Annotated in this window: 25 protein-coding genes and 1 pseudogene; 10 read left to right on the forward strand and 16 right to left on the reverse strand. The window is 71.4% G+C overall.

Annotated features, from left to right (window positions below; all coding sequences use genetic code 11):
• Positions 1 to 42 precede the first annotated feature (42 nt).
• Positions 43 to 543: a dihydrofolate reductase gene (locus ITJ50_RS06450; RefSeq protein ID WP_056071279.1), complete on the reverse strand. Its 501-nt coding sequence runs from the start codon at positions 541 to 543 to the stop codon at positions 43 to 45.
• Positions 543 to 1,373, reverse strand: a complete 831-nt coding sequence (locus ITJ50_RS06455; RefSeq protein ID WP_042538447.1) for a thymidylate synthase — start codon at positions 1,371 to 1,373, stop codon at positions 543 to 545. Before ITJ50_RS06455 ends, ITJ50_RS06450 begins: the two co-directional genes overlap by 1 nt.
• A 38-nt stretch (positions 1,374 to 1,411) precedes the next feature.
• Here ITJ50_RS06455 and ITJ50_RS06460 point away from each other — a divergent pair, with 38 nt between their 5' ends.
• Positions 1,412 to 2,326, forward strand: coding sequence for a TIGR01777 family oxidoreductase (locus tag ITJ50_RS06460; RefSeq protein WP_056071284.1), 915 nt, complete (start codon positions 1,412 to 1,414; stop codon positions 2,324 to 2,326).
• A 19-nt stretch (positions 2,327 to 2,345) separates the two neighbouring features.
• Here ITJ50_RS06460 and ITJ50_RS06465 read toward each other — a convergent pair whose 3' ends face one another.
• Both ITJ50_RS06465 and ITJ50_RS06470 read right to left on the reverse strand, forming a co-directional pair.
• Entirely contained in the window at positions 2,346 to 2,810 is a 465-nt protein-coding gene (locus ITJ50_RS06465) for a tetratricopeptide repeat protein (protein WP_017885925.1), read from the reverse strand.
• 14 nt (positions 2,811 to 2,824) lie between these two features.
• Positions 2,825 to 3,571, reverse strand: a complete 747-nt coding sequence (locus ITJ50_RS06470; RefSeq protein WP_031259197.1) for a 4-hydroxy-tetrahydrodipicolinate reductase — start codon at positions 3,569 to 3,571, stop codon at positions 2,825 to 2,827.
• A gap of 23 nt (positions 3,572 to 3,594) precedes the next feature.
• Between ITJ50_RS06470 and ITJ50_RS06475 the strand changes: the two genes are divergently transcribed.
• Complete coding sequence (locus ITJ50_RS06475; RefSeq protein WP_042538451.1) at positions 3,595 to 4,116, forward strand: GNAT family N-acetyltransferase; 522 nt, start codon at positions 3,595 to 3,597, stop codon at positions 4,114 to 4,116.
• Between the two features lie 49 nt (positions 4,117 to 4,165).
• Here ITJ50_RS06475 and ITJ50_RS06480 read toward each other — a convergent pair whose 3' ends face one another.
• Both ITJ50_RS06480 and ITJ50_RS06485 read right to left on the reverse strand, forming a co-directional pair.
• Positions 4,166 to 4,768: a histidine phosphatase family protein gene (locus ITJ50_RS06480; RefSeq protein WP_017885928.1), complete on the reverse strand. Its 603-nt coding sequence runs from the start codon at positions 4,766 to 4,768 to the stop codon at positions 4,166 to 4,168.
• A gap of 8 nt (positions 4,769 to 4,776) precedes the next feature.
• On the reverse strand, positions 4,777 to 6,111 hold the full coding sequence (locus tag ITJ50_RS06485) for a M16 family metallopeptidase (RefSeq protein WP_040418871.1): 1,335 nt from the start codon (positions 6,109 to 6,111) through the stop codon (positions 4,777 to 4,779).
• Between the two features lie 251 nt (positions 6,112 to 6,362).
• Here ITJ50_RS06485 and ITJ50_RS06490 point away from each other — a divergent pair, with 251 nt between their 5' ends.
• Entirely contained in the window at positions 6,363 to 7,010 is a 648-nt protein-coding gene (locus ITJ50_RS06490; RefSeq protein ID WP_056071287.1) for a TetR/AcrR family transcriptional regulator, read from the forward strand.
• A gap of 280 nt (positions 7,011 to 7,290) precedes the next feature.
• Complete coding sequence (locus ITJ50_RS06495; protein WP_194590167.1) at positions 7,291 to 7,818, forward strand: YbhB/YbcL family Raf kinase inhibitor-like protein; 528 nt, start codon at positions 7,291 to 7,293, stop codon at positions 7,816 to 7,818.
• A 139-nt stretch (positions 7,819 to 7,957) separates the two neighbouring features.
• Here ITJ50_RS06495 and ITJ50_RS06500 read toward each other — a convergent pair whose 3' ends face one another.
• Positions 7,958 to 10,237 (reverse strand): polyribonucleotide nucleotidyltransferase, encoded by a 2,280-nt coding sequence (locus tag ITJ50_RS06500; RefSeq protein ID WP_110864729.1) that lies wholly within the window; start codon positions 10,235 to 10,237, stop codon positions 7,958 to 7,960.
• Between the two features lie 281 nt (positions 10,238 to 10,518).
• Between ITJ50_RS06500 and ITJ50_RS06505 the strand changes: the two genes are divergently transcribed.
• On the forward strand, positions 10,519 to 11,721 hold the full coding sequence (locus ITJ50_RS06505) for a hypothetical protein (protein WP_194590168.1): 1,203 nt from the start codon (positions 10,519 to 10,521) through the stop codon (positions 11,719 to 11,721).
• 197 nt (positions 11,722 to 11,918) lie between these two features.
• On the opposite strand, the gene ITJ50_RS06510 is transcribed toward ITJ50_RS06505, so the two are convergent.
• The 3 genes from ITJ50_RS06510 to ITJ50_RS06520 form a co-directional block, all read right to left on the reverse strand.
• Entirely contained in the window at positions 11,919 to 12,536 is a 618-nt protein-coding gene (locus tag ITJ50_RS06510) for a CE1759 family FMN reductase (protein WP_194590169.1), read from the reverse strand.
• A 322-nt stretch (positions 12,537 to 12,858) separates the two neighbouring features.
• The gene (gene rpsO, locus ITJ50_RS06515; protein WP_017885935.1) at positions 12,859 to 13,128 is read right to left on the reverse strand and encodes a 30S ribosomal protein S15; all 270 of its coding nucleotides are present in this window, start codon (positions 13,126 to 13,128) and stop codon (positions 12,859 to 12,861) included.
• 100 nt (positions 13,129 to 13,228) lie between these two features.
• Positions 13,229 to 13,678, reverse strand: a complete 450-nt coding sequence (locus tag ITJ50_RS06520) for a VanZ family protein (protein ID WP_017885936.1) — start codon at positions 13,676 to 13,678, stop codon at positions 13,229 to 13,231.
• Between the two features lie 183 nt (positions 13,679 to 13,861).
• On the opposite strand from ITJ50_RS06520, the gene ITJ50_RS06525 reads away from it, so the two are divergent.
• The 3 genes and pseudogenes from ITJ50_RS06525 to ITJ50_RS06535 all read left to right on the forward strand — a co-directional run bounded on the left by ITJ50_RS06525 (position 13,862) and on the right by ITJ50_RS06535 (position 16,349).
• Positions 13,862 to 14,938: a glycoside hydrolase family 6 protein gene (locus tag ITJ50_RS06525; RefSeq protein WP_194590170.1), complete on the forward strand. Its 1,077-nt coding sequence runs from the start codon at positions 13,862 to 13,864 to the stop codon at positions 14,936 to 14,938.
• Positions 14,939 to 14,999: 61 nt separating this feature from the next.
• Positions 15,000 to 16,050 (forward strand): annotated as a pseudogene (locus ITJ50_RS06530) (M4 family metallopeptidase).
• A gap of 29 nt (positions 16,051 to 16,079) precedes the next feature.
• The gene (locus ITJ50_RS06535) at positions 16,080 to 16,349 is read left to right on the forward strand and encodes a protealysin inhibitor emfourin (protein ID WP_017885939.1); all 270 of its coding nucleotides are present in this window, start codon (positions 16,080 to 16,082) and stop codon (positions 16,347 to 16,349) included.
• A 71-nt stretch (positions 16,350 to 16,420) separates the two neighbouring features.
• Here ITJ50_RS06535 and ITJ50_RS06540 read toward each other — a convergent pair whose 3' ends face one another.
• From ITJ50_RS06540 to ITJ50_RS06550, 3 genes are all read right to left on the reverse strand, one after another.
• Positions 16,421 to 18,664: a HelD family protein gene (locus ITJ50_RS06540; protein ID WP_017885940.1), complete on the reverse strand. Its 2,244-nt coding sequence runs from the start codon at positions 18,662 to 18,664 to the stop codon at positions 16,421 to 16,423.
• Positions 18,665 to 18,787: 123 nt separating this feature from the next.
• Positions 18,788 to 19,624 (reverse strand): aldo/keto reductase, encoded by an 837-nt coding sequence (locus ITJ50_RS06545; protein ID WP_071252346.1) that lies wholly within the window; start codon positions 19,622 to 19,624, stop codon positions 18,788 to 18,790.
• Positions 19,624 to 19,995 carry an FKBP-type peptidyl-prolyl cis-trans isomerase gene (locus tag ITJ50_RS06550; RefSeq protein WP_017885942.1) on the reverse strand — a complete coding sequence of 124 codons (372 nt, stop codon included), beginning with the start codon at positions 19,993 to 19,995 and terminating at the stop codon, positions 19,624 to 19,626. Before ITJ50_RS06550 ends, ITJ50_RS06545 begins: the two co-directional genes overlap by 1 nt.
• 69 nt (positions 19,996 to 20,064) lie before the next feature.
• Here ITJ50_RS06550 and ITJ50_RS06555 point away from each other — a divergent pair, with 69 nt between their 5' ends.
• Entirely contained in the window at positions 20,065 to 21,384 is a 1,320-nt protein-coding gene (locus tag ITJ50_RS06555) for an MFS transporter (protein ID WP_194590171.1), read from the forward strand.
• A 180-nt stretch (positions 21,385 to 21,564) separates the two neighbouring features.
• Positions 21,565 to 22,656 (forward strand): YihY/virulence factor BrkB family protein, encoded by a 1,092-nt coding sequence (locus tag ITJ50_RS06560; protein ID WP_071252344.1) that lies wholly within the window; start codon positions 21,565 to 21,567, stop codon positions 22,654 to 22,656.
• 40 nt (positions 22,657 to 22,696) lie between these two features.
• Here ITJ50_RS06560 and ITJ50_RS06565 read toward each other — a convergent pair whose 3' ends face one another.
• The 3 genes from ITJ50_RS06565 to ITJ50_RS06575 form a co-directional block, all read right to left on the reverse strand.
• Complete coding sequence (locus ITJ50_RS06565) at positions 22,697 to 24,178, reverse strand: aspartate ammonia-lyase (protein WP_017885945.1); 1,482 nt, start codon at positions 24,176 to 24,178, stop codon at positions 22,697 to 22,699.
• Between the two features lie 564 nt (positions 24,179 to 24,742).
• Entirely contained in the window at positions 24,743 to 25,039 is a 297-nt protein-coding gene (locus tag ITJ50_RS06570) for a hypothetical protein (protein ID WP_017885946.1), read from the reverse strand.
• Positions 25,039 to 26,295: an inorganic phosphate transporter gene (locus ITJ50_RS06575; protein ID WP_040418878.1), complete on the reverse strand. Its 1,257-nt coding sequence runs from the start codon at positions 26,293 to 26,295 to the stop codon at positions 25,039 to 25,041. Before ITJ50_RS06575 ends, ITJ50_RS06570 begins: the two co-directional genes overlap by 1 nt.
• Positions 26,296 to 26,359 lie beyond the last annotated feature (64 nt).

Consider the following 26,359-nt stretch of genomic DNA (forward strand, 5'->3'; position numbering starts at 1 on the left):
ATCACGTCCGTCCCGCCGGTCACGCCCGGCGCGTGCGGGCGCTCAGGCGCGGCGCTGCCACTCCAGGAACCGGTAGCGGGTGCCGCCGTTGCGGGACTCCTGCCACGGGCCCTCGTCGGTGAGCGTCCAACCGGCAGTCTCGTCGAGCGTCGGTGCGACGGTGTCGCCGGGGACGTCGACGTCGATCACGGTCTCGGAGACGACATCGGCACGGTCGAGCGCCGCGGCGTAGACCTGGCCGCCGCCGATGACCCAGACGGTCTCGTCGGTGCCGTCGTCGCCTTCGAGCGCGGCCTGCAGGTCGTGCACCGCCTCGGCACCGTCGGCGGTCCACGTCGTGTCACGGGTGAGCACCACGTTGCGCCGACCGGGCAGGGGGCGGAACCGCTCGGGCAGGGACTCCCACGTGCGCCGGCCCATGAGCACGGTCGCGTCGCCGGTGACCCGCTTGAAGTGCGCCAGGTCCTCGGGCACGTGCCAGGGCATGCCCCCGTCGGCACCGATGACGCCGGCGGTCGAGCGGGCCCAGACCATGCCGATCATCAGACGGCGACCGCGGCCTTGATCGCCGGGTGGTGCTCGTACCCGACGACGGTGAAGTCCTCGTACTCGTAGTCGTCGATCGAGTCGCGCGGCGCGAGCTCGAGCGTCGGCATCGGGTACGCCGTGCGGGACAGCTGCTCCTCGACCTGTTCGACGTGGTTGTCGTAGACGTGGCAGTCGCCGCCGGTCCAGACGAAGTCGCCGACCTCGAGCCCGGTCTGCGCCGCGATCATGTGGGTCAGCAGCGCGTACGAGGCGATGTTGAACGGGACGCCGAGGAACATGTCGGCGCTCCGCTGGTAGAGCTGGCACGAGAGCTTGCCGTCGTTGACGTAGAACTGGAAGAACGCGTGGCACGGGGCGAGCGCCATGTCCGGCACGTCGGCGACGTTCCACGCCGAGACGATGAGCCGACGGCTGTCCGGGTTCGTCCTGATCTGCTCGATGACCTGGGCGATCTGGTCGACGTGCTCACCCGAGGGGGTGGGCCAGGATCGCCACTGCACGCCGTACACCGGGCCGAGGTCGCCGTCGGCGTCCGCCCACTCGTTCCAGATCCGGACACCGTGCTCCTGCAGCCAGGTCGCGTTGCCCTCGCCGCGCAGGAACCAGAGGAGCTCGTACGCGATCGACTTGAAGTGCACGCGCTTCGTGGTGACGAGCGGGAAACCCTTCGACAGGTCGTAGCGGAGCTGTGCACCGAACAGGCTGCGGGTCCCCGTGCCGGTGCGGTCGCCCTTCGGCGAGCCCTCGGTCAGGACCCGGCGGAGCAGGTCCTCGTAGGGGGTCGGGACGGAAGCGTCGGGCTGTACGGTCTCGCTGTCGGTCACACACAGAAGCCTACGTCGGTGTGAGTAGCGTTGCCGGTATGCCCGACACGACGGAACAACCGCTCTCGATCCTGGTGGCCGGCTCGTCCGGCTTCATCGGGACCCCACTCGTCCGCGCCCTGCGCGAGGCGGGGCACCACGTCACCACGCTCGTGCGCCGGGAAGCCCGCACCGCGACCGAGTTCCGCTGGGCACCGGGGCGACGTCCGCTCGACCCGGCGATCCTCGACGGCGCCGACGTCGTGATCAACCTGGCCGGCGCGAACATCGGCAAGCTGCCGTGGACCGACGCGTACCGCAAGGAGATCCGCAGCTCACGCATCGACGCCACCGACACCCTGGTCGAGGCGATGCGGCACGCGACCACTCCCCCGGCGCTGTTCCTGTCGGGCTCGGCCTCGGGCGTGTACGGCGACCGTCCGGCCGACGTGCTGCCCGACGACGCCGCCCCGGGCACGGGGTTCCTCGCCGACGTCTGCACCGCGTGGGAGTCGGCCGCGAACGCCGCCCCCGCGGGGGTCCGGGTCATCACGCTCCGGACCGGCATCGTGATCGGCAAGGGCGGCGGCGCGCTCGCACCCCTCGTCCCGCTGACCAAGCTCGGCGTCGGCAGCCGACTCGGCACCGGCGGCCAGCACTGGCCCTGGATCGCCCTCGAGGACGAGGTCGGCGCGATCGTGCACCTGGCGACCGCGGCTCCGGACGTCTCCGGCCCGGTGAACCTGGCGGGCCCGGAGCCGGTCGTCGCCGACCGCATCACGAAGCACATCGCCGAGGTGCTGCACCGCCCCTACCTGTTCCGGATCCCCGAGTTCGCCCTGCGCCTGGCGCTGCGGGACGCCGCGGACGACATGCTCCTGTCGAGCCAGCGGATGGTCCCCACGAAGTTGCTCGAGTCCGGCTACACGTTCCGGTACACGCAGGCGGCGGACGCGATCGACGCCGTCTTCTGATCGGACACCAGACCGGGGGTCAGCGGTCGGCGGCGCGCGCCAGGGCGGTGCGCATCGCCGACCGTGCACGTTTGCGGTCGCCCGCGGCGTCGTAGACCACACCGAGCCGGTACCAGGCACGCCAGTCGGCCGGGTCCTGCTCGACCGCGTCGCGGTACCGCGGGAACAGCTCGTCGGCGGCGTCGCGGATCGGACGACCCGACGGCCGCACGGGGACGACGTCGTCCGGTGTGCCGCCCTCGGCCTCGAGCCGTGCGCCGAGCCGCGTGATGCGGATGCCGAAGCGGAACTCCAGGACGAGCAGGAGCGCGCCGATCGCGGCGACGACGAACAGTGCGACACCGATGCCGATGCCGATCGGGATGCCGGTGGCGATGAAGGCCACGGCACGCTGTCCGACGAGAACGATGTACAGGGCGAGCAGCACCGCCATCAGTGCTGCACCCCAGAATGGCGAGCGGATCGTGCGTCCGGCCCGCTCCATGCGACCCACGGCCCTCAGCCGATGCCGAGGACGCTGCCGAGGCCCACGGTGAGCCCCCGCGCCGACACCACGTTCGCGAGCGCCGCACGGATGCCCGCCACGTAGGCGACGTCGTCGTTGGTGTCGTGCCGGATCGTCAGTGTCTCGCCGGGGCCGCTCAGCACGACGTCCTGCACGGCCTTCACCCCGGGCAGCCGAAGCGAGTGGATGGGCACACTGGCGACCTGCTGACCACGGGCGCGCTGGTCGACGTGTGGAGCGTCCACCGGCCCGACATCGCGCCGGGCGTCGGCCATCAGCTCCGCCGTGCGCACCGCGGTGCCCGAGGGTGAGTCGATCTTGCCGGCGTGGTGGGTCTCGACGATCTCGGCAGCCGGGAACCACGGCGCCGCGATCGTGGCCAGGTGGGTGCCGAGCACCGAGCCGATCGAGAAGTTCGGGACGACGAGCACCCCCTGCTCCGGGCGTTCCTGCAGCCCGGTGCGGAGCTTCGCGAGGCGGTCGAGCGACCAGCCGGAGGTACCGACGAGCACGTTCGCGCCGCTCGACAGCGCATTCTCCACGATCGCCGGGCTGAGCGACGGCACCGTCACGTCGACCACCAGGGCCGCGCCGCCGAAGACGGACGGGGGTGCCTGGTGGGCGCCGTCCTTCGAGGACAGACGGGCGACGAGCTCGAACTCCGGGAGTTCCTCGACGACGGCGGCCACGAGGCCCCCGAGACGACCGGTGGCGCCGACGACGGCGACGGGAGTGACCATGCGGTCCATCCTAGGATCGACGCATGTCAGTCGAGGTCAGGACCGTGCCGGCCGATCTGCCCGAGGTCGACGTCCTGCTCGACGCGTACCTGGACGAGCGCGAGGCGACGTTCCCGAGCGCGCAGGGCACGTACGCACGGAAGCGCACCCCCGCGGCCGAGTTCACGCCGCCGAACGGTGTCTTCGCACTGGCGGACGACGACGGCGTCGCGATCGGGTGCGGGGGGCTCCGGCGGATCGCGGACGGGGTGGACGCAGCCGGCGCCGTCGACGTCCGGTTCGAGGTCAAGCACGTCTTCGTGACACCGGCCGGGCGCGGCAAGGGGGTCGCGACGGCCGTGATGGACCTGCTCGAACGGGCCGGTGCCGACCTCGGCGCGACGAGCATCGTCCTCGACACGAACGACTCACTCGTCGCCGCGGCCGCCCTGTACCGCAGCCGCGGCTACGAACGCGTCGAGCCGTTCAACGACAACCCGAACGCGACCGCCTGGTACCGCAAGGCGGTGGCCCCGACCCGGACGGGCCGCGGGCCGGACGCCTGAGCCGCCACGGGCCTCCCGGCCGCGCCACCGCGAACCGGACCGGCGGCCGCTAGACGGGCTGGTCGACCGGCAGCCCGGTGCGCAGCTCCACCGGCAGGTGGGCCAGGTCGTTCAGCGTGACGACCTCGGCCGGCTTCGCCGAGCGGATCCGGATGATCGTGAGCGCGGTGTGCGCGACGTTGGTGCCCATCCAGCGCCACTCGGGCGCCTGGAACGCTTCACGCACGAACCAGCCGATCACGGCGTTGTGCGTGATGAGCAGGTCGTGCCGGTCTTCGCGCGCCGGGGTGAACCACTCCGACACGGCGTCGCCCATCTGGGCTTGCCCGGCGACGATCTCCTCTTCGGTGATGCCGCCGTACCAGCCCTGGTAGGCGTGCGGCATGTCCGGCGTCGGGCCCGAGGGGATGCAGTCGAACAGCAGCGTCGAGGGTTCCGGCTGGATCGACGGCAGTCGCTGCGACAGGAACGCGGCGGTCTCGCTCGGGGCCTCGAGCGGCGAGTGGTAAACGCCGTCGAAGGGCACGCCGCCGAGACGGTCGGCGACCAGGGTCGCCTGACGCTTGCCGCGTTCGGAGAGCTTGCCGTCCCGCAGGCCGTGTTCGGCGTCCTGGTGTTCGCCGTGGCGGACGAGGTACAGGTAGTGCGACATGTCCGTGTTCAGCTGCCGATCCCGATGGCCGCGGCGAGTTCGTCCTGCTGCACGGCGCCGACCACCGAGGTGATCGTCGGTCGGGTGAGCAGGTCGCGCGCGAGTTCGAGCACGCCGCCGGTGGTGACGCCGTCCACGCGTTCGAGCGCGGTCGACAGGTCGGTGTACTCCCCCGTGCCGAGCTCGGAACGGCCGAGACGCGTCATGCGTGCGTCGGAGTCTTCGAGCGAGAGCGTCAGCGCACCCTCGATCTGCCCCTTCGCCCGCCGCAGTTCGTCGTCGGTGATGCCGTGGTCGACCATCCGGCGGAACTCCGCGTCGACGATGTCGACGACACCGGCGACGTTGTCCGGCGCGCAGCCGGCGTAGACGCCGAAGGCACCGTTGTCCAGGTAGGCGGGAGCGAACGACGACACCGCGTAGGCCAGACCGCGGCGCTCGCGGACCTCTTGGAACAGGCGCGAGCTCATGCCACCGCCGAGCACGGCGTTCAGGACGCTGAGCGAGGGCCGGCGGTCGTCGCGCAGGTCGAGACCCTGCGAGCCGCGGAGCATGCTGACCTGCTCGGTCGGGCGGTGCACCACGGACAGCTTCGGCTCGACCGGGTCGGCAACCGTCTGGGGCGTGCGGCGCGGCAGCGGCGCGGCGTCGGGAGCGTCGTGGAAGACGCCGGCGACGAGCTCGCAGAACCGGTCGTGGTCGACGGCACCGGCGGCGGTGACGACGATGCCGTTGGGCGCGTAGTGCTCGCGGTAGTGCGCCAGCACCTCGTCGCGCTGGACCGCACGGATGCTGTCCGGGGTGCCGCCGATAGGACGGCCGAGGGGGTGCCCGCCGAACGCCGCGGCGAAGAACGCTTCGCCCGCGACGTCGGCCGGGTCGTCGGCGGCCATCGCGAGTTCTTCGAGGATGACACCGCGCTCCACGGCGAAGGCCTCGTGCTCGAGCACCGACCCGGTGACCATGTCACCGATGACGTTCACGGCCATCGGGACGTCGGTGTCCCGGACCCGTGCGTAGTAGCAGGTGTACTCCTTGGCCGTCGCGGCGTTGTGCTCACCGCCGACCGAGTCGAACGCGATGGCGATGTCGAGCGCCGACCGCGTCTCGGTGCCCTTGAAGAGCAGGTGTTCGAGGAAGTGCGTCGAGCCGAACTGACCGTCGCGCTCGTCACGTGAACCGACGCCGACCCAGAACCCGATGCTCGTCGACGCGGCGCCCGGCACCGCCTCGGTGAGCACACGGACGCCCGACGGCAACACGGTGCGACGGACGAAGGCCCCACCGGACGTCAGGAACGACGTGTCCGGGGCCCCGAGCGGCAGTGGCACTGGCTGGTTCATCGCAGACGAGCCTACTGATCCGCCGACGCGTGCCGCCCAGTTTCCCGGTCCGGGCCACGTGCCACTCGAAGTGGGGTACAGGAAGTGTGGACAGACCGACTCGTCTGTCTGTCCTCCTTGTGCTACAGTTGGCCACGCCGGATCGAAAGCCCCCCTAAGTTCCGATCCGGCGGCTCGGGACATCAGTCCTGCGCGACCACCGAGTCCCCCCACTCCGGTCGCGGAGCCGATGAGTCCGAGGAGTACACGCTGTGACGGTCGATTCCCCCCAACCGGCCGTCCAGCGTCTCCCCGGCCCGAGCACGAACCTCGCGTCGCCGGACGGGTCGAGCGTCCCCCCGACTCCCCGCTCCGGCGGCGCGAAGGTCCGTGTCCTCGAGACCGCCACGCGGCTGTTCTACGAAGAGGGCATCCACAGCGTCGGCGTCGACCGCCTCATCTCCGAGGCGAGCGTCACGAAGGCGACGTTCTACAAGCACTACGGGTCGAAGGACAACCTGATCCTCGCCTACATCCGGACCCAGCACGAGCGCGTGCAGGAGCGGATGGAGCAGCTCATCACCGACGCCGGCTCCCCCGAGCGGGCTGTCCGAGCGTGGGTCGCCGCGCTGGCCGACGACGTCAACGACCCGGCCTTCCGCGGCTGTGCGTTCCTGCACGCCGCCGCCGAGTACCACGACCCGCGCGACCCGGTCCGCCAGGTCGTCGCCGTGCACCGCGACTGGTACACCGAGCGCCTCGCGACCCTGCTGCACGACGCCGGGCACCCCCTGCCCGGCGACGGCGCCGACGAGCTGATGCTCGCGCGTGACGGTGCGATGGCCGGGGCCTACGCCGGCGACGCGATCGCTGCCACCGCGGCGCTGAACCGCGTGGTCGACCGGGTGCTCGCGGTCTGACACCCGACTCGTCGCCAGCGCTGTCGCTGTCGGCTGTCACTGTCGCTTTCGCGAAAGCGACAGATCACCGCGAACAGTTCGCGGCGATCTGTCGGCTTCGCGGCACGGACGCACCCGCGCGACGCAGATCTGTCGCTTCCGCAGCGCGGTCGAGGCGACCGCGGGGCGGACGGGAGGCCCGTGGCGGCCCCGCACCGCGCCTCCAGGCCGTCTGTGCGAACTCCCACAGCCCCACGCGCGTCCCGAGCGCAGGCCCGGCCGGCGGGTGTTGGCTGGGGACATGGCCAACGACCCCAACTGGAACCTGCCCGATGTCCCGTCCTTCACCCTGACGAGCCCCGACTTCGCCGACGGCGGTGCGCTGCCCACCTCGGCGCGCGGCTCCGACGCCGGCGGCCAGGACCGCTCCCCGGCGCTCGAGTGGTCGGACGCACCCGAGGGCACGAAGAGCTTCGTCCTGACCGTGTACGACCCCGACGCCCCGACCGGCTCCGGCTTCTGGCACTGGAGCCTGACCGACATCCCGGGCTCGGCGACCTCGCTCCCCGCCGGTGCCGGCACCGACGACGCCCTGCTGCCCGCCGAGGCTCTCCGCCGCCGCAACGAGTTCGGCACGGACACGTTCCTCGGCGCTGCACCGCCCGCGGGTCACGGCGCGCACCGGTACTTCTTCACGCTGAGTGCCCTCGACGTCCCCGTGCTCGAGGCGCCGGCCGACGCGACCCCCGCGGTCGTCGGCTTCATGCTCCGTGGGCACCTGCTCGGTCGCGCGCAGCTCATGGGCACGCAGGAGACCCCCGCAGCCTGAGGGGTACGCGCACCGCGCACCGCGCACCGCGCACCGCGCCGCGAGCTTTCGCGCCCACCGCACACACGGCCCGCAACGGCGAACGGCCGCCGCCCCGGAAGGGACGGCGGCCGTTCGTGCGTCAGGACGCGAGAGAGGATCAGCCCTCGGCCGGGTCCTCGGCGTGGGCGCGGACCGTCTCGGCCGAGGTGGAGTCACCCTCGGTCTCGTCGGCCACGACCGGCGCGAGCGACAGCTTGCCGCGGTCGTCCACCTTGGTGACCTCGACCAGGACCTTCTGGCCGACGCCGAGCACGTCTTCGACGTTCTCCACACGCTTGCCACCGGCGAGCTTGCGCACCTCGGAGACGTGGAGCAGACCGTCACGGCCCGGGAGCAGCGACACGAAGGCGCCGAAGGTGGCGATCTTCACGACGGTGCCGAGGAACTGGTCCCCGATCTCCGGGTTGGTCGGGTTCGCGATCGCGTTGACCTGGGCACGAGCGGCCTCGGCCGACGGACCGTCGACGGCGCCGATGTAGACGGTGCCGTTGTCCTCGATCGAGATGTCGGCACCGGTGGTGTCCTGGATCCCGTTGATCGTCTTGCCCTTCGGGCCGATCAGCTCGCCGATCTTGTCGACGGGGATCTGCACCGAGATCACGCGAGGAGCGGTGTCCGCCATCTCGTCGGGGGCGTCGATCGCCTCGTTCAGCACACCGAGGATGGCCGAGCGGGCCTCCTTGGCCTGCTTGAGCGCCGCGTCGAGCACCGTCGACGGGATGCCGTCGAGCTTGGTGTCGAGCTGGATCGCGGTGACGAACTCCGAGGTACCGGCGACCTTGAAGTCCATGTCGCCGAGCGCGTCTTCGGCACCGAGGATGTCGGTCAGGGCCGCGTAGCGGGTCTGGCCGTCGACGGTGTCGGAGACCAGGCCCATCGCGATGCCGGCGACCGGGGCCTTGAGGGGCACACCGGCGTTGAGCAGCGACAGGGTCGAGGCGCAGACGGAACCCATCGAGGTCGAGCCGTTGGAGCTGAGCGCCTCGGAGACCTGGCGGATGGCGTAGGGGAACTCGTCACGCGACGGCAGCACCGGCACGAGTGCGCGCTCGGCGAGGAAGCCGTGCCCGATCTCGCGACGCTTCGGCGAACCCACACGGCCGGTCTCACCGGTCGAGTAGGGCGGGAAGTTGTAGTGGTGCAGGTAGCGCTTCTTCGTGACGGGCGACAGCGAGTCGATCTGCTGCTCCATCTTGAGCATGTTCAGCGTGGTGACGCCGAGGATCTGCGTCTCGCCGCGCTGGAAGATCGCCGAACCGTGGACGCGCGGGATCACGGCGACCTCGGCGTCGAGCGGACGGATGTCGGCGAGGCCGCGGCCGTCCATGCGGATCTGCTCGGTCAGGATGCGGCCGCGGACGACCTTCTTCGTGACCGACTTGTAGGCCGCGCCGACCTGCGAGTTGGCGACCTCGGGCAGCGAGCCCGCGGTGACCTGCTCGGCGATGGCAGCCTTGACGCGCGACTTGAGCGCGTCGTCGGCGTCCTGACGCTCGGTCTTGGCGGCGATCTTGTAGACGTCACCGAGCTCGGAGAGCGCGAGGGCTTCAACGGCCGAGTAGACCTCGGGCGCGTACGGCGGGAAGACCGGGAAGTCCTGGATCTCCTTGGCCGACTGCGCGGCGAGCTTGGCCTGGGCGTCGACGAGGGACTTGAGGAACGGCTTGGCCGCCTCGAGACCCTGGGCGACGATGGCCTCGTCGGGCTTGGTGGCGCCGCCCTGGATGAGGTCCCAGGCGTGCTCGGTGGCTTCCGCCTCGACCATCATGATCGCGACGTCCTCGTTGCCCGCCTCGTCCGTGACGACACGGCCGGCGACGGTCAGGTCGAACACGGCGTCGGCGAGCTGCGAGGCCTTCGGGAACGCGACCCACTGGTCACCGATGAGCGCGAGGCGCACACCGGCGATCGGGCCGGAGAACGGCAGACCGGAGATCTGCGTCGACGCGGACGCGGCGTTGATGGCCAGCGCGTCGTAGAACTCGTCCGGAGCGATGCTCAGGACGGTGATGACGATCTGGACCTCGTTGCGCAGGCCGTCGACGAACGACGGACGCAGCGGCCGGTCGATCAGACGGCAGACGAGGATGGCCTCGGTCGACGGACGGCCTTCGCGACGGAAGAACGAACCGGGGATCTTGCCGGCGGCGTAGGAACGCTCCTCGACGTCGACGGTCAGCGGGAAGAAGTCGAATCCTTCACGCGGGTGCTTGCCGGCGCTGGTGGCCGAGAGGAGCATCGTTTCCTCGTCCAGGTACGCGGCGACCGCGCCCTGGGCCTGCTGAGCGAGCCGACCGGTCTCGAACCGGACGGTGCGCTTGCCGTACTTGCCGTTGTCGATGACGGCTTCGGCGAACTTGATCTCGGGACCCTCCAAAAGGGCGCCTCCTTGATGTGTTTCCGGCAGGCCGTGGCGACGGCACTCGATGGTGCGTGCGCGCCGATCGTTCCGGACGCATGTCTGGCCAGCAGTAGAAGCACTCGGGAAACCGTTCCGGCCCGCGAGCCACCACCGATGACCAGCTCCGTGCCCGGCCTGCGCAGTGTTGTGTGTGACGTCCGGGGAATGAGTCCTCGGACACGATGGACTTTACCAGTCCTCAGGCTGTCGGCGGCGCGGCTCGCTGGACTCCTGGTGAACATCGGTAGCCTGCCGACATGCGTCTCACCCCCTCACGGGGCGTGCTCGTCGCGGCCGCTGTGGTCGTCGGCGCGCTCGTCGCCCCGACCCTGACCGCTGTGCCCGCCAACGCCACCGAGTACCCCACCTGGCAGGACGTCCAGCGCGCCAAGGGCAACGAGACCGCGAAGCGGGCCGAGGTGCAGAAGGTGCAGGCCGCGCTGCAGTCGGCGCAGGACGAAGCGGCCGCGAAGTCGCAGGCCGCCCTGGTGGCCTCGTCGAAGGCGGACGCGGCCGAGACGGAGCTGGCGTCGGCCACCCAGGCCGCCACGAGCCTCCAGGCCCAGGCGCAGCGCGCGAGCCAGACGGCGGAGCGGGCCCAGCAGCGGGCCGGCCAGCTGGCCGCGAACCTGTACCGCGACGGCAGCACGAACCAGATGACCACCCGGATCGCGACCGCGAAGAACCCGGACCAGCTGCTCTACCAGCTCGGTGCGCTCGACCAGCTCTCTGAGACCTGGTCCGGCGTGATGGACGACGCGTCCGTCGCTGCCGGCACCGCCTCGTCGCTGCACGAGCAGGCCGAGCGGGCCGAGACGGAACGCGCGACGCGTGCGCAGGCAGCCGAGGAACGATCGGCCGCGGCGAAGTCGGCGGAACAGGTGGCGGACGCCGCCGTCGAGTCGACGGAGCACCACAGCGACGAGCTGTACGCGCAGCTCGCGTCGCTCAAGGACAGCACCGCGAAGCAGGAAGCCGGGTACGAGCTCGGCCAGCGGGTCGCCGCACAGAAGGCGGAGCAGCAGCGCAAGCGGGCAGCGGCGGCGGCGGCCGAGGCAGCGAACACGCCGACCCCCGGCAGCAGTGGCGGCAGCGCCCCCGGCGGCGGTTCCGGCACGTCGTACCCGAGCACCGGCGGCGTCGTCGTCGACCCGGCCGGCGCGCAGGCCTACGCGCGCGGGGCCCTGGCGTCCTACGGATGGGGCGACGACCAGTTCTCGTGCCTGGTGTCCCTGTGGACGCAGGAGTCCGGGTGGCGGGCGAACGCCCTGAACGCCTCGAGCGGCGCCTACGGCATCCCCCAGTCACTCCCTGCCGAGAAGATGGCGGTGGCCGGTGCCGACTGGCGGACGAACGCCGCGACGCAGATCAATTGGGGCCTCGCCTACATCAAGAGCGCCTACGGGTCACCCTGCGGGGCGTGGGGGCACGAGATGAGTGTCAACCCGCACTGGTACTGATCGCCGGGCAGGTCGGTTGCGGCGCTGCTTGACGCCGTCGTCTCACTGAGACGCCGCAGTCTCACTGAGACGCCGTCGTCTTGCTGAGACGCCGCAGTCTCACTGAGACGCCGGCGTCTTGCTGAGACGCCGGCGAACGCACGAGACGCCGCGGATTCGGCGGCGTCTCGCGGACACGACGGCGTCTCGGCACCTGTTCAGTGGCCGAGGCCGCCGAGCAGGCTCGCGAAGTCCGGGGTCGCGGGGAGCGCGTCGGCTTCCTGCGGCGCCCGCCTGGAGGCCCGGATCGCCCAGGCCAGGTCGGCTCCGGCCCGGCGGATGCGACCGTCCAGGGCGGCCGAGTCGCCGTCGGTCCCCCAGTCGTCGGTCGCGGCGAACACCCCGGTGGGGACGATCGCCGCACGCAGGTACGCGAAGACGGGTCGCAGCGCGTGGTCGATCGCCAGGGAGTGCCGCGAGGTCCCGCCGGTGGCACCGAGCAGGACGGGCATGTCGGCCATCGAGTCCTTGTCGAGCACGTCGAGGAAGGACTTGGCGAGTCCGCTGACGCCTGCGGTGAAGATCGGCGTGACGAACACGACGGCATCGGCCTCGACCACGGCGGCCATCGCGGCGGAGAGTGCGGGTGCGGCGAACCCGGTCAGCATCGCGTCGGTGATTTCGTGCGCGAGCGGCCGGAGCTCCACGTGCACGACTCGTGCGGGGGTGCCTTCGGCGACGAGCGAGGACACGGCTGCCTCGCCCAGACGGTCGGCGAGCAGGCGTGTGGAGCTGGGCTCGGAGAGTCCGGCGGAGACGACGGCGATGGTGGTCATGATGCTTCCCGACTTTCGATGCGTTTGCATGAACATAGCATCCAACCGAGCTCCCCTCGCGACCATTCCCGTCGTCCGACCGGCGGCCGATCGGTCACGACTCCCCGCGCGCTGACCACCGATCGGTCACGAAGTGTCGAGTCAGACCGCGGGATACGACGAGTCGTGACCGCGGGACGAGCGCGGGCGACGTGTCGTGACCGGTCCGAGCGGGAGCGCCGACGGAGCGGACCCCGGCGCACGACGCCCGCCCCGGGAACGAAGAACACCCCGGTCCTCGTGGAGAGGACCGGGGCGTTCGGTCAAGCGTGTGTCCGGTCGACTAGCGACGCAGGCCGAGGCGCTCGATGAGCGTGCGGTAGCGGGCGATGTCGACGTCGGAGAGGTAGCCGAGGAGACGGCGACGCTGACCGACCATGAGCAGCAGGCCACGACGCGAGTGGTGGTCGTGCTTGTGCTCCTTGAGGTGCTCGTTCAGGTCGTTGATACGACGCGTCAGAACGGCGACCTGGACCTCGGGGGATCCGGTGTCGCCCGGGTGGGTCGCGTACTCTTCGATGATCTCCTGCTTGACCTGTGCGTCAAGTGCCATGGTGATCCCCTTCCTGTCCGTTGCGCGGTGCCCGTGCCTGATGCACGAGCGCTCTTTGTCCGCGGCCGTTCGACGGCAACCGCCCAAGACTACCAGAGTCCTACGCGGTCCTCGGCTGCAGGCGACGTCGGCGCCGACGGTCCGGCAACAGGCTGCGGACGAGTCCGACCAGGGTCGCGCCGAGCAGCCCGCCGAGGCCGTTCGACAGCACGTCACGCGGGTCCGCGACGCGGTACGGCAGGTACGTGGCCTGGGCGAACTCGATGCCCGTGGACAGTGCCACCGCGACGAGCGCGCCGAGGATCCACCAGCGACGGGGCAGCCACAGCGCGGCGAGCATGCCGACCGGCACGAACATCGCGATGTTGGCGAGGAACTCGGTGCGCTCGTACGTGAACCAGGCACCGTGCGGCAGCTGCTGCACCCACGCGATCGCGTGCAGCACGAGCGAGTTCTGGGCCGAGGTGAAGACCTGCGGGGTCAGCGTCATCCGCCAGATCACCCAGGCGTAGCCCGCGGTCAGGGCGAGGAGGAGGAGTCGACGGAACATCCGCACAGTGTGGAGCACGGTCCTGCGCGGTCGCTGGAGCGCTCCTGTCAGCGGGCGGTGCGACTCCTGGGCGATCGCGGCTCGGCCCTGGTCAGGACTCCCCCGCACCTGTCAGCATGGGTCCGGGCACGACCGCTGCCCGCACCACCGACACCGCACGGGCAGATCAGGGAGCACCGCAGCATGCCGGAGCACGAGGCACCCAGCACCCCCCGCCGCAACCGCACCGGCGGCCTGCGGCAGTGGGGGTGGATCGCCGCGGCGGCCGTCGTCGCCGCCGCGGTCGTGACGACGCTCGTGGTCGTCGGCCCCTGGAACGGTGGCCCGCCGGACGGGGACGGCACCCCGAGCGGGCGAGCCGTGTCCGAGCGGAAGTCCGCGGCCGAGGCGTTCCCCGGCGGACTCGCGCGCCAGCCGACCGCGGTGAACCAGGCCGGCATCCGCGAGCGCCAGGCCCGGGCCGAGGGCGACGCCCAGACCGCCGAGCAGATCGCGGTCATCGCCGACCAGCCGATCGCGACCTGGCTGACGAACACCTCGCGCTCCGAGACCCGGTCGACCATCCGGTCCGTGGTCGCCACCGCGAAGGAACGTGGCGGCACCCCGGTGTTCGTCCTGTACAGCATCCCCGACCGCGACTGCGGCAGCTACTCGAAGGGCGGCACCGAGGACGACGCCTACCTGCCGTGGGTCCGGTCCGCCGTCCGTGCGATGGCCGGCTCGCACGCAGTCGTGCTCGTCGAACCCGATTCCATCGCGCAGATCCAGAACTGCGAACGGCTGCGCGACGAACGTCTGCCCCTGCTGCGGAAGGCCGTCGACGCGCTGACCGGTCACGGGCTCACCGTGTACCTGGACGGCGGCAACGAGAACCGCGTGCCGACCGCGACCATGGCGGACTGGCTGCGGCAGGCCGGCATCGACGAGGTGCAGGGCTTCTTCACGAACGTGTCGAACTTCTACCGGGTCGACCAGGAGCGCACGTACGCCGACGAGCTCGCCGACGCGGTCGGTGGCGACCCGCACTTCGTCATCGACGTCTCCCGCAACGGGCAGGGGTGGCGGGGCACCTGGTGCAACCCCGAGGGCGCGGGCCTCGGCCAGGAGCCGCACGTCACCGGCGGGAGCACCCGGCTCGACGCGCTGCTCTGGGTCAAGACGCCGGGGCTCAGCGACGGCACATGCAACGGTGGCCCCGCGGCCGGCCAGTGGTGGGAGTCGTACGCGCTCGCCCTCGTCGAGCATCGCAAGCGCGACTGACGGCCACCACCCGACAACCCCCGTGCAGGGCCGTGTCGGTGCCCGGTGGTTGCATGAGCGCATGACCGCGACCGACCGCATCCGCTCCGTCGTCCCGCCCTACCTGCTCCGCGCGGTCGCCGACGCCGACGCGTTCCCCCGTGCGGCCTCGGCGGCACGCACCGCGCTGGCCTCGCTCGACACCGTGCAGGCGCCGAAGCACGAGCACCTGGTCGCGCCGCGCAGCCTCAGCGGCACCGTCGACCGTTCCCCGCAGCGCACCATCACCGACGCGCACGGCACCACGACGCTGCCCGGCACCCTCGTCCGGCGCGAGGGCGACGCCGACACCGGCGACACCGCGGTCGACGAGGCGTACGCGGGCCTCGGCGCCACGCACGCCTTCTGGCTCGAGGTGTTCGACCGGGTGTCCATCGACGGCGCCGGGCTCCCCCCTCGACGCCACCGTGCACTACGGCCAGGACTACGACAACGCCTACTGGGACGGCAGCAGGATGGTGTTCGGCGACGGCGACGACGAGGTGTTCCGCCGCTTCACCATCGCCCTCGACGTCATCGGCCACGAGCTCGTGCACGGTGTCACGCAGTACACCGCCGACCTGACCTACCAGGGGCAGTCGGGGGCCCTGAACGAGTCGATCAGCGACGTGTTCGGTTCCCTCGTCGCCCAGTACGCGGCGGGTCAGACGGCCGAGCAGGCCAGCTGGCTCATCGGCGAGGGGCTGTTCACCGACGCCGTGCAGGGCGACGCGCTCCGCTCGATGCGGGCACCAGGGACCGCCTACGACGATCCGGTGCTCGGCAAGGACCCGCAACCGGCGACCATGGCCGGGTTCGTCGTCACCACCGACGACGCCGGTGGGGTGCACACCAACTCGGGCATCCCGAACCACGCCTTCTTCCTGGCGGCCACCGCCATCGGTGGGCCCGCCTGGCAGGGAGCCGGCGCCGTCTGGTGGGACGCCCTGACCTCGCCGGAGGTGACCGCCTCGATCGACTTCGCGGGCTTCGCCACCGTCACCGTCGACGCAGCCGTACGACGGTTCGGGGACGGCTCCGCCGAGCACATCGCGGTCCGTCAGGCCTGGCAGCGGGTGGGCGTGCTCGACTGAGCACCCGTCCCGGGCGTAGCGTCGGGGCCATGCGCATCGAGGTCCGCCGCTCCGGGGGCTTCGCCGGTACCGTCCGGCGCTGGCGGGTCGACACCGACGCGAGCAGCGACCCCGCGGCGTGGTCCGACGTCGTCGACGCGCTGCGGCGCACCCCGGCACCGACGGCCGCGCCCGTCCCCGACGACTTCAGCTGGACGATCACCGTCGAGCGCACCACCGTGACCATCCCCGGCCGCCACCTGGACGGACCGTGGGCCGACCTGGTCGAGCGGGTGCGGTCCGAGGGCGACCCGACCTGAGCCGGGAGGCGCGTGGCGGACCCGCACCGTGCCTCCTGTCCGCCCCGCGGGGACGCCACCGCCCGCCCGCGTCAGTCGACGTCGATGACCGTCAGGCGACGCGTCGGACGCGTCATCGCGACGTAGACCGCTGCGGCGGCACGGGCCGCGTCGGCACCCACGCCGTCCGGGTCGACGAGCAGCACGCCGTCGAACTCCAGGCCCTTGGCGTCCGCGCCGGTCAGCACCGTGAGCGACCCGGCGGTCGGCGAGGCGAGCCCCCGGACGTCCGCCTCGGTGCGGGCGAGCCGCTGCCGGACGGTGTCGACCTGGGACTCGGGGACGATGACACCGATGGTGCCGGACCCGATCCGGACACGCTCGGCGTCGGCGACGGCCACGACCGTGTCGAGCAGGTCGGCCCGCGCGACGCGGACACGCTCGACGGGGTCGCCGTCGCGCACGGCCTCGTTGCGGGTGACCGTCAGCCCGGCGCTGTCCGCGAAGGCCCCGGCGGCCTCGACGATGGAGCGCGGGGTGCGGTAGTTGACCGTCAGCTGCTCGATGCGGTGGTCGAGCGGCACCTGCGGCGCACGGCCGCGTCGGCGACGCGCGAGCGCCCCGATGACGTCGTCCCACGTGCGCGCGGCACCCGGCGAGGAACCCTGCGCCATGTCGCCGACGATCGTGAACGAGCGCAGCGGGTTGCGGCGGGCGAGCACGCGCCACTGCATCGGCGAGAGCTCCTGCGCCTCGTCGACGACGATGTGGCCGTAGGTCCACTCGCGGTCGTCCGCGGCGCGCTCTGCGGTGGAGCGGGGGTCGCCGCCCTCGGCGAACGAGCCGGCGACCTGCTCGGCGCTGACGATGCCCTCGACGCCCATGTTCTCGATCGCCTGGCGGGCGTTCTCGATGTCGCGGTTCCGGCTGGCCTTCGCGGCGCGCTTGGCGGCGCCGCCGGTCGGGTCGAACGGGCCGAGCAGTTCGGCGGCCTCGTCGAGCAGGGGGACGTCCTCGACGGTCCAGGCCGTCCCGCGGGCACGCTGCAGCAGGGCGCGGCGCTCCGGTGTCCAGTCGGGGGTGAGCGAGGCGAGCCAGTTCGGCCGGGCGTAGAGGTCCTCGAGGAACTTCTCGGGCGGCAGCGGCAGCCACGCGGTGTTGAGCAGGACACGGGCGTCGTACGAGCTCCGGATGTCCTCGCGCAGGACCTTCTCGTCGGCTTCGTCCACCGTGGTGCCGCGCTCCCGCAGCTGCTCGGCGAGCAGGCGCGTCATCGCGTCGAGGGCGATCTTGTTGAACGTGACACGGGCGGCGTTGTGCGGCTTGCCGCGGTCCTGCGCGCGCTTCATGGCGTCGGCGACGAGCTGCGGCGACACGACGAGCCGCTCGCCCTCGATGTCGAGCGTGACCGACTCGGTCGGTACGACCTGGCGCGAGCGCACCGCCCGGCGCAGCAGCGACGCCATCTGGGCGGCGCCCTTCACGGCGGCGACGTCGCGGGTGTCGTGCGTCGTCGCGTGCACGCCCGGGTAGAGCGAGCCGAGTGAGGCCATCACGACGCCGGTCTCGCCGAGCGACGGGAGCACCTGCTCGATGTACGTCAGGAAGGCCGGGGACGGTCCGACCATGAGCACGCCGGAGCCCCGTAGCCGCTCGCGGTACGAGTAGAGCAGGTAGGCGGCGCGGTGCAGCGCCACGGCGGTCTTGCCGGTGCCGGGACCGCCCTGCACGATGAGCACGCCCTCGAGCGGGGAGCGGATGATGCGGTCCTGCTCGCCCTGGATCGTCGCGACGATGTCGGTCATCCGGCCCGTGCGCTCGGCGGTGACCGCGGCGAGCAGCGCGCCCTCGCCCTGCAGGTGGGTGCGCTCGTCGTCGTAGAGCGAGGCGTCGAACACCTCGTCCTCGACGCCGACCACCCGACGACCCTGCAGGGACAGGTGCCGGCGGGAGCGCATGCCCATCGGGTGCGCCGCGGTGGCCTGGTAGAAAGCACTGGCACCGGGGACGCGCCAGTCGAGCAGGAGCGGCCGGTGCTCGGCGTCGCGCAGCCCCACGCGGCCGATGTACCGGAAGGTGTCGTCGGGGTTGTCGGGCTCGGCGACCTCGAGCCGGCCGAAGACCAGACGGTCCCCCACCCGCTCGAGCGTCGCGACGGTGTCCTCGTAGAGCCGGGCGTACGCGTCGCGCTCGCTGCGGCTCTGGTGGTTCCCGCCGACCGCCTGTCGGCGGGTCTCGGCGAGGCGCTGTTCGGCCTCGGCGGTCAGCTCGTCGAGACGACGGAAGAGGCCGTCGACGTAGCCGCGCTCACGGTCGATCTCGGTCGGTTCGGACACACACAACCCTTCGGGAAAGAGGGGTGTCCAGTGTAGTCCCGGCGCACCGACACGGATGACTGGAGGCGCGGCGCCAGCTGGCACCGCGCCTCCGGTCCGGACGTCCGCGCGTCCGCGACCCGTCTACATCTCTTCGTGCGTGTCCGGGTCACCGTCCCACAGGCGGCCGCGCTCGAGCGCGGAGATCGCCTGCACCTCGTCGTCGGTCAGCTCGAAGCCGAAGACGTCGAGGTTCTCCTTCTGGCGGGCGGCGTCGCCCGACTTCGGCACCGGCACGGCACCGAGCTGGACGTGCCAGCGCAGGACGACCTGGCCGGGGGCCACCCCGTGTGCGGCGGCAGCGTCGACGATCGGCTGCTCGGTGAGCAGTTCCGACCGCTTCGCGAGCGGGCTCCAGCTCTCGGTCACGATGCCGAGCTCCTGGTGCACCTTCCGCAGTTCCGCCTGGGGGAAGTACGGGTGCAGCTCGACCTGGTTGACGGCCGGGGCGACCCCGGTGGCGTCGACGATGCGGCGGAGGTGCTCCGGCGTGAAGTTCGAGACGCCGATCGAGCGCACCTTGCCGCTGTCGCGCAGGTCGACGAACGCCTTCCAGGTGTCGACGAACTTGTCCACCGACGGGTTCGGCCAGTGGATCAGGTACAGGTCGACGTGGTCGAGCCCCAGGTTGCCGAGGGTCTCGTCGATCGAGCGGTGCGCCTCGTCGTAGCCGTGGTGGCGGCCGGGGAGCTTCGAGGTGACGACGAGGTCCTCGCGCGCCACCTCGGACTCGCGGACGGCCTTGCCGACGGCGTCCTCGTTGCCGTAGTTCAGCGCCGTGTCGAGCAGCCGGTAGCCGCCCGCGATCGCGGTGCCGACCGCGGCCGCACCCTCGTCGCCGTTCAGCCCGTAGGTGCCGAGGCCGAGTTCCGGGAACCGGTGGCCGTCGTTCAGCTCGATCGTCGGGGCACCGACCTGCATCAGCGGACCCCGAGCAGGTCGATCACGAAGATGAGGGTCTTGCCGGACAGGAAGTGGCCCCCACCGGCGGGGCCGTAGGCGAGCTCCGGCGGGACGACGAGCTTGCGGCGGCCGCCGACCTTCATGCCGGGGATGCCCTCCTGCCAGCCGCGCACCAGCGCCGCGAGCGGGAAGTCGATGGGCTCGCCGCGGTTCCAGGAGCTGTCGAACTCCTCGCCGGTCTCGTACTCGACGCCGGCGTAGTGGACCTTGACGGTCGAGCCGGCGGACGCTTCTTCGCCGGAGCCCTCGACGATGTCGGTGACGACGAGCTCGGTGGGGGCGGGGCCCTCGGGGGCGTCGAACTCGGGCTTGCTGTTCAGGTCAGTCATGCCGATCAGTCAACCAGAGGGCGCACCGGGCACGCGCAACGAGCGTCCAGCCCGCAGAATGGTTCCACCGTGACACCATCGACTCCCGCACCGCCGCGCCGCCGTCTGCTCGCCGACCTGACCCCGCTCCGCCGCTCCCCCGCCTTCGCCCGGCTCTGGGCGGGCACCGCGATCGCCGGCATCGGCACCCAGATGACCACCGTGGCCGTCGGGCTCGAGGTCTACGAGATCACCCGCTCGACCTTCGCCGTGGCCCTGGTGGGTGTCATCGCGCTCGTGCCGATGATCGTCGCCGGTCTGTACGGCGGGATGCTCGCGGACGCCTTCGACCGGCGCCTCGTCGCGCTCGTGTCCTCGATCATCGCGTGGGTCGCGGTCGCCCTGATCGCCACCCACGCCTGGCTCGACCTGCACAGCGTCCTCTTGCTCTACGTACTCGCCACGGTGAACGCCGTCGCCGCCACCGTCAGCAACGCGTCCCGCTCGGCCATCGTCCCGCGGCTCGTCGGCACCGAGCTGCTGCCCGCGGCGAGCGCCCTGGGCGGGATCGCGTCGGGGTTCCAGGTCACCGTAGGACCGGCGATCGCCGGTGTGCTCATCGCGACCGTGGGCTTCGCGCCGACGTACACGATCGACGTCGTGCTGTTCACGTTCGCGTTCCTCGGGGTGTTCACGCTGCCGCGGATGGCTGCCGACCACGACGCGCTGCGGCCGGGGCTCGGCTCGCTCATCGAGGGTGCGAGGTTCCTGCGGCGGTCGCGCAACATCACGATGACCTTCGTGCTCGACATCGTCGCGATGACGTTCGGGCAGCCGCGCGTGCTGTTCCCCGCGATCGGGGCGCTCGTCATCGGCGGCGGGTCGATCACGGTCGGCACCCTGACCGCCGCGTACGCGATCGGAGCGCTGCTGTCGAGCGTGTTCTCCGGGCCGCTCGGACACGTCCGACGCCAGGGTGAGGCCGTCGGCTGGGCCATCACGGCGTACGGCGGGGCGATCGCGGCGTTCGGTGTGGTCATCGCGCTGGCACACGTCCTGGGCGGCCGCTCGGGTGAGGCGTTCGGGGTCGAGATCCTGCCCGCGCTCGGGCTCGCGGCGCTGTTCCTGGCGATGGCCGGCGGCGCGGACAACGTCAGCTCGGTGTTCCGGAACACGATCCTGCAGGCAGCGTCGCCGGACGGCATGCGCGGTCGGCTGCAGGGCATCTTCATCGTGGTGGTCACGGGCGGTCCGCGGCTCGGCGACCTGTACGCCGGCCTGGTCGTCGCGGCCGGCATCGCGTACCCGCCGGTCATCGGCGGCGTGCTGATCATCGGCCTCGTCGCGCTCCTCGTCCGGATGGTCCCGTCGTTCCGCCGCTACGACGCCCTGCAGCCCCACGCCAACTGACCGGTCGGTCCTGGTGCGCATAACACCGGTGTTCGCACTTCGAACACCCGCGTTCCGCGGTGCGGAGCGTGAACACCGGTGTCTTGCAGGCGCACCAGCGCGACCAACAGGCGGTCGGGAGGCGCGGGGCGGGCCCGCCACGGGCCTCCAGGGCCGCACGTGTCGGGTACCGTACGACACATGCCGGACAGCGCATCGCGCGATCTCCAGCGGACGGGAGTCCGCGCCGTCGTCCGGCGCACCTACCACTCCGTCATCCGGCACCGCGTCGTCGACGCGGCCGCGTCGCTGACGTTCTTCGCCCTGCTGACCGTCTTCCCGACCGCGCTGGCGGTGGTGTCGGCCCTGTCCATCGTGGACCGCAAGGGCGACAGCCTGACCGACATCGTCGAGGTCCTCGGGTTCATCGTCCGGCCCGAGACCGCGTCGCACCTCGAGGGCCCGCTCCGGCAGCTGCTGACCCTGGACAACCCGTGGCTCGGGTTCACGATCGGCGTCGTGCTGACGCTCTGGTCGCTGTCCGGCTACGCGACGGCGTTCGGGCGGGCGATGAACACCGCGTACGAGGTCGAGGAGGGTCGGCGGATCTGGAAGTTCCGCAGCATGATGCTCCTCGTCACGCTGCTCGTCATGGTCGGCGGTGCCGTCGCGATCGTCATCCTGCTCGGCACCCCGACGATCTCCGAGGCCGTCATCCGGCAGCTCGGGTGGGCGCCCTGGATCGACGACGTGTGGAACGTGGCGAAGTGGCCGGTGCTCGCGGTCGACCTGGTCGTGATGGTGGCGGTGCTGTACTACGCGACGCCGAACGTGAAGACCCCGCAGCTGCGGTGGGTGTCGGCCGGTGCCGCGTTCGCGATCGTGACCTGGGCCATCGCCACCCTCGGGTTCGCGCTCTACGTGGAGACCCTCGGCGGCGGGAACCGTGCCTACGGGTGGCTCGGCGGCGCGATCCTGCTGCTCGTGTACCTCTACATCTCGAACTTCGTGCTCGTGGTCGGCGGGGAACTCGACTCCGAGGTGATCCGGATGCGGCAGCTGATGGCCGGCATCGAAGCGGACGAGTCGATCCGGCTGCCGCTGCGGGACGTCACCCGGAACTTCACGCTCGCGCGCTGGCGGGACCAGGACATCGCTGCAGCGCAGCACGTCCGGGCCGAGGCCGAAGCCGCTCGGGTGGCCGAGGACGAGGACGCCGAGCTGACCCCGGGCGAGGAGCAGCTGCGGGCGATGGCGCAGCAGGTGCGGGTGGGCGAGCGGCCGCTGCCCTGACGAGTGGCGTGCGCGCGCTCGTTGCCGCGGACGCCCCGCGTCAGCGCTTGCGCGCCTCGGCGTCCAGCATCTCCTCGGTGACGATCGGGATGGCGCCGGTCGCCAGCTCGATCCCCGACAGCCGTGCCGGGCTGAGCACCCGCATGACCTGGTCCTCGTCCATCAGGCCCGCGGCCACGACGAGCGTCGAGATCGGCGTCGAAGTGGTCAACGCCGTGTGCGCGATCGACGCCGCGGCCGCGTACCCGATGTACGGCGTCAGCGCGGTGACGACGCCGACGTTCGTGTCGACCTGGGCGGCGAGCTTCGCCTCGTTCGCCTCGATGCCGACGACGCAGTGCTCACGGAGGGTCGCACAGCCACGGGACATCCACTGCAGGGACTGCAGGATCGAGTGGGCGATGATCGGCTCGAAGGCGTTGAGCTGGAGCTGGCCGCTCTCCGCCGCCATGGTCACCGTGGTGTCGGCTCCGGCGACCGCGTAGGCGATCTGGTTCACGACCTCGGGGATCACCGGGTTCACCTTGCCCGGCATGATCGACGAACCGGCCTGGCGAGCGGGCAGGGTGATCTCGCCGAGGCCCGCCTGCGGGCCGGACGACAGCAGCCGCAGGTCGTTGCAGATCTTCGAGAGCTTCGCGGCGCTGCGCTTGACCGTGCCGGACAGCGTCATGAAGGCGCCGGCGTCGCTCGTCGCCTCGATGAGGTCGGGGGCGGTGACGACGTCGATCCCGCTCGCCTCCTGCAGCTGCCGGCGGACCTCGTCGCGGTAGAGCGGGTCCGCGGTGATCCCGGTGCCGATGGCCGTCGCGCCGAGGTTCATCTCGGCGAGCAACGGCATCACCTTGCGGAGCATCTCCGCGTCCTCCTGGATGGTGTGCGAGAAGCCGGTGAACTCCTGCCCGAGGGTCATCGGCACGGCGTCCTGCAGCTGCGTCCGGCCGACCTTGAGCACGTCGGCGAAGGCGCGGCCCCGCTCGGCGAACGCGGCGGAGAGTTCCTCGAGCTGCACGATCAGCCGCCGGACGCCGAAGATCATCGCGATCTTGATGCTCGTCGGGTACGTGTCGTTCGTCGACTGGCTGCGGTTCACGTGGTCGATCGGGTGCAGGTACGCGTAGTCGCCCCGCGCACGGCCCAGGAGTTCGAGTGCTCGGTTGGCGAGCACCTCGTTCGTGTTCATGTTCGTGCTCGTGCCTGCGCCGCCCTGTACGACGTCGACGACGAACTGCTCGCGGAGCGCCCCGTCGCGCACTTCCTGCGCCGCGCGGTCGATCGCGTCGGCGCGCTCCTCGTCGAGGACACCGATCGCCCGGTTCGCCCGCGCCGCCGCCTGCTTCACGGTGACGAGCGCCTCGATGAGGTCCGGGTACACGGCGATCGGCACGGAGGTGATCGGGAAGTTCTCCAGCGCCCGCAACGTGTTGATGCCCCAGTAGGCGTCGTTCGGGACCTCCCGTGATCCCAGCGAGTCGCTCTCGGTCCGCGTCGTCGTCACAGGTGCCTCCTCGTTGCCGGTCACACGTCGAGGCTAGTCCGGTCCGTCCAGCCGGTCCGGGAACGCGCCGGGACGGTGCAGAGCGGCGCGTTCCTGCGCGAGCGGGCGGAATGCCGCGGTCGCCTCGGTATCGCACGCCGGCATTCCGCCCGCTCGCCCGGGACGGACGGGAGGCGCGGCGCCAGGCCGCCACGGGCCTCCCGTCCGGCCCCACGGTCACGCCCCGAAACGCGAGCGGGCGAAATGGCGGGGTGGGCGCGAACGCGGAGGCGGGTATTCCGCCCGCTCGCGCCGCGGGCGCCCGCCCGTGCACTTCGTGAGCAGAAGATGTCGGGTCGCGCGCCCCGAGCCGACATCTTCTGCTCACCAAGCGCGCCGACCACGCGAGCGGGCGAAATAACGCGGTCGCCTCGGTAACGCACGCCGGCATTTCGCCCGCTCGTCCGGGACGGACGGGAGGCGCGGTGCCAGGCCGCCACGGGCCTCCCGTCCGCCCCCCGAGCGCGGCGAACACACGACGAGTGAGCAGAAGACGCCGGGTCGCGAAGGGCGACCCGGCGTTTTCTGCTCACTCGGTGAGCGCGCCCGTCAGTGGAACTGCGGAACGATGAGGTAGATGCCGTAGAGCACGACGGCGCCGCACACGACGAAGCACGCGACGGCAGCGGCACGGAGTGCACGTGTAGCCGTCGAGGCGCCGGCCGGGTTCGGGAAGCCCGCGGTGGCCGGACCGATCGTGCCGTCGTCCTTCACGGTGAACTTGCCGGCGCGGGTGTCGGCGGCGCTCCAGAGACGGAGGCCGACCGAGTACACGGCGACGACGAAGCACGACGAGACCACGGCGACGAGCGCCACGGTGAGGAATGCAAACCAGTCGATGCCCATCAGCGACGGCCTCCCTTGCGGGCCGCCATGCGACGGAGCGTCCGCTCGCGGCTCAGTTCGGCGCGACGCTCGGCGACCGCGTCGGCGCGCTTCTTGCGCTGCATGTCGCGCAGCTCCTTGCGGGTCAGGACCGCGTTCGCGGCGACGTCGACCTCGATGGCCGAGGCCTGCTCGTGCGGCTTGCGGAGCGACCAGAGGTACAGGCCGAGGATGACGGCGGCACCGACCACGGCGTCGATCACGAGCCCGATGACGCCGAGACGGGCGATCCCGGAAGCGACGGCACCGACCGCAGCAGCGGCAGGCAGGGTGATGAACCAGGCGATGACGATCTTGCCGGCGGTCGACCACTGGATCTTCGAGCCCCGGCGGCCGAGCCCGGCACCGATGATGGAACCCGAGGACACCTGCGTGGTGGACAGCGCGAAGCCGAGGTGGCTGGAGGCGAGGATCGTCGCCGCGGTCGAGGCCTCGGCCGCGAAGCCCTGGGTCGCCCGGATCTCGGTGATGCCCGAGCCGAGCGTGCGGATGATGCGCCAGCCACCCGTGTAGGTACCGAGCGCGATCGCGAGGGCACAGGCCACGACGACCCAGAACTGCACGCCCTGGTTGGACGACTGCGCGCCCGAGGCGATGAGGGTCAGCGTGATGACGCCCATCGTCTTCTGCGCGTCGTTGGTGCCGTGCGCCAGGGACACCATCGAGCTGGTGAAGACCTGCCCGATCCGGAACCCGCCGCGCTCGTTCGGGAACACCGGCCGCTTGGTGATCCGGTACGCGATGCGCGTCGACAGGAACGACACGAGCGCCGCGATCACGGGCGAGGCGAACGCCGGGATGATCACGACCGTCAGCAGCGCGACGTAGTTGACCGACTGGAACCCGGCACCGACGATCGCGGCACCGATCAGCCCGCCGAACAACGCGTGCGACGACGACGACGGCAGCCCGCGGAGCCACGTGATCATGTTCCAGACGACTGCCCCGATCAAGCCCGCGAAGATCATCTCGGGGCTGATCGCGACGCCACCGGGGCCCTCGTTGATCAGCCCGTGCGAGATCGACGTCGCCACGGCGGTGCTGAGGAACGCACCGACCAGGTTGAGCACCGCAGCGACGGTGACCGCCACCTTGGGCTTCATGGCGCCGGTCGCGATCGGGGTCGCCATCGCGTTGGCGGTGTCGTGAAAACCGTTTGTGAAGTCGAAGAAGAGGGCCAACGCGATGACCAGGACGACTATGAGTGTGATGTCCACCGCGGGCAAGTGTCCCAGGCGTCGGCCCTTCGAGCAAACCTGATCGGCAACCTGTTGTTCACCG

Origin of the sequence: Curtobacterium sp. VKM Ac-2889 (genome assembly GCF_015350855.1) — a bacterium.
GTDB lineage: Bacteria > Actinomycetota > Actinomycetes > Actinomycetales > Microbacteriaceae > Curtobacterium > Curtobacterium poinsettiae.